Raw genomic sequence first — 2577 nt, forward strand, 5'->3', positions numbered from 1 at the left:
AATAGAATAATTAATAAAAATATATTTCAAAAAAATGTGTAAATTATTTGAAAATGGCATATAATTAAATATGTAGTAAAAAAATAAAATAAAAGCCTTATAAAAAGGTTAAGGAGAATTATTAAATGACAAACGGAACAGTAAAATGGTTTAACAATGACAAAGGATTCGGATTTATATCAGTAGAAGGTGGAGATGATGTATTTGCACATTTCTCAGCTATAAAAAGTGATGGATACAAGTCATTAGAAGAAGGACAAAAAGTTAGTTTTGACATAGTTCAAGGTGCTAGAGGACCTCAAGCAGAAAATATAACTATATTATAATACATATATAGATTGTATAGAAAAAAGACCCATTGGGTCTTTTTTTAGTATGTAATTTAAAAAAGTACCATTATGGGTATAATTATAAATAACTAAAAGATATTTATAAAGAGATAAATATTAATTTATAAATGGGGAGGAATAAAAATGGATTTAAAAGAAATAATGCAATATGATAATTTTGTAGTAGCAGGAGATACTTTAAATGAAGAAAAATACGCATATAAAATAAAACATGAATTAATAGATAATGGTTATAAAGTGTACTCTGTAGGAAAAGAATTAAAATCTTTAAATGATATAGAAGAAGAAGTAGACATACTTGATTTATGTATAAATCCTCCAGCAGGATTAAAATTATTAAAGGAAAATAAGAAAAAATTTAAGGGAGTAATAATTCAACCAGGAGCTGGCAGTGAGGAAATCACAAAGTTTTTGGATGAAAATAATTATAACTACATGGATGGATGTTTATTAGTAGGCATTAGACTTTATCCCAAAAATGTAACTAAAATGTATAAAAAATAAAAAATGTGTTTATAATCAAACTATACTACTTAATATTATTTTAGTGTATTTATACAATATATTCATATACTCCTTATTATAGCCTTGAGTTCGGATTTCAAGGCTATTTTTTATTGTAAATTGGTAAATAATGTAGTACCAGGATTTGAAAACTGTGTAATATTAATACTATCATTACCAAAACTAGGTGCGAGCTTTGTAGACTACATAATAACAATGAGGGAAAAAGGAAGAACAACAAAAGGATTTGGTGTATATGCATATTGGACTCCTACAGAAACTATGAATTTGGAAAATATAAATACCAACCATTGGAAGGTTATGAACTTTCATATATCTATTCAAAAGACTGCAATAGGGATGTTATATTATAGAATTTGTTATGTATAATAGAATAATTCAATTAAAAATAAGTGGAATATCTCACTTGATACGCCACTTATTTTTTACTAGATAAGATATTACTCACCCAAATATATCTTACATATATAATTTGAACATTTAAATTCAACTTAATAGACAATTTATAGAATCATTTAGAAATACAAGTGTATCTCGTCCTTTACCCTTACTTTTTGACTCATAAAGTGCCTTGTCACTATATTTATAAAGCTTATTATAGTCTGTTGTTTTCTCATTAAATATACAACACCCAAGACTAATATTTATATGCTCATTGTTAATAGAAGAAATTTTTATTGCCCTTATTTTTTCATATAAATTGTCTATAGCTTTTTTGTATTGCAATTCGTCTACGCAGCCAACGCTATATATAATAAATTCATCTCCACCCATTCTAAAAAAAACATCATTATTTGATAAACATGTTCTAGTAACATTTGCAATTTCTTGCAATACTTCATCCCCGCAACTGTGTCCATAAGTATCATTAATATGTTTAAAATTATCAATATCAAAAATACAAAATGCTCCGTATACTTTCTGGTTAATTAGTTTAGTTATTTTTTCTGCACCTATTCCACGGTTATATATACCTGTAAGAGGATCAATCTCGGATTTTTCACGAACTTTTATGTAATTTTCAACATTTTCGAGTCTATCTTTTAAAATGAAAAAATTCACTCCAATTGCCAAGATATAAAATGCTACTATATCAATAAAATCTTCCATAAACAGATCAAAATCCTTTGCAATATAACAACATATACAATAGACTAGGGCAATTATTGTAATATATAAAAATATTCTCCAGGGCTTATCTAATATGAACAGTGGCAAAACACATATAAAAATCATAATAGTTATTGATGGCTCAGTTGTATCTAAAAAGGTTCCTATTAAGATTGCCATAATCATAACAGGAGTCACTGCAATATAAAATATAAGTGTAATATGCTTTATATTTTTTTTCTCAATAACTTTTTCAAAATAAATCATACAAATAAAATAACAAGCGAATATAAGAAACTCCATATTAAATGTGATGATTTTTTTAAATAATAAACTAAATAGAAGCATTGCTATGGAAATAGATAGGCCAACAATAGAAAAATGTCGAAAGCTTTTATAATTTCTAGTTCTAATCTCATCTAAGTATAAATGTGAATTTTCAGCTAGAAAATCCTTCTTAAGTTTTTGAAACATTTTTTATCTTCCCTTTTTAAATTTATTTTAGTTTATATACATTTTACCTTAAAAATATAGTAAGTCAAGTAATTGAAAATGGTTGACTACAATGATTATTGATAAAGTTCTTGAAAAT

At 25.6% G+C, this 2577-nt stretch carries 4 protein-coding genes; 3 read left to right on the forward strand and 1 reads right to left on the reverse strand.

From position 1 onward, the window contains the following. Nucleotides 1-125 precede the first annotated feature (125 nt). From NSA58_RS18690 to NSA58_RS18700, 3 genes are all read left to right on the forward strand, one after another. Nucleotides 126-326, forward strand: coding sequence for a cold-shock protein (locus NSA58_RS18690; protein ID WP_039679172.1), 201 nt, complete (start codon nt 126-128; stop codon nt 324-326). Between the two features lie 147 nt (nt 327-473). Beyond that, nucleotides 474-854 carry a CoA-binding protein gene (locus NSA58_RS18695; protein WP_039679173.1) on the forward strand — a complete coding sequence of 127 codons (381 nt, stop codon included), beginning with the start codon at nt 474-476 and terminating at the stop codon, nt 852-854. Nucleotides 855-974: 120 nt separating this feature from the next. Beyond that, nucleotides 975-1244: a cupin domain-containing protein gene (locus NSA58_RS18700; protein ID WP_039679174.1), complete on the forward strand. Its 270-nt coding sequence runs from the start codon at nt 975-977 to the stop codon at nt 1242-1244. Between the two features lie 117 nt (nt 1245-1361). Here NSA58_RS18700 and NSA58_RS18705 read toward each other — a convergent pair whose 3' ends face one another. Then, on the reverse strand, nt 1362-2459 hold the full coding sequence (locus NSA58_RS18705; RefSeq protein ID WP_257560830.1) for a GGDEF domain-containing protein: 1098 nt from the start codon (nt 2457-2459) through the stop codon (nt 1362-1364). Between the last annotated feature and the right edge of the window lie 118 nt (nt 2460-2577).

This window comes from Terrisporobacter muris (genome assembly GCF_024621905.1).
GTDB lineage: Bacteria > Bacillota > Clostridia > Peptostreptococcales > Peptostreptococcaceae > Terrisporobacter > Terrisporobacter muris.

Excerpts from the sequence above, each read along its gene's own strand:
- NSA58_RS18690 (WP_039679172.1), top strand. The coding sequence starts at position 126 with ATGACAAACGGAACAGTAAAATGGTTTAACAATGACAAAGGATTCGGA.
- NSA58_RS18695 (WP_039679173.1), top strand. The coding sequence starts at position 474 with ATGGATTTAAAAGAAATAATGCAATATGATAATTTTGTAGTAGCAGGA.
- NSA58_RS18705 (WP_257560830.1), bottom strand. The coding sequence starts at position 2,459 with ATGTTTCAAAAACTTAAGAAGGATTTTCTAGCTGAAAATTCACATTTA.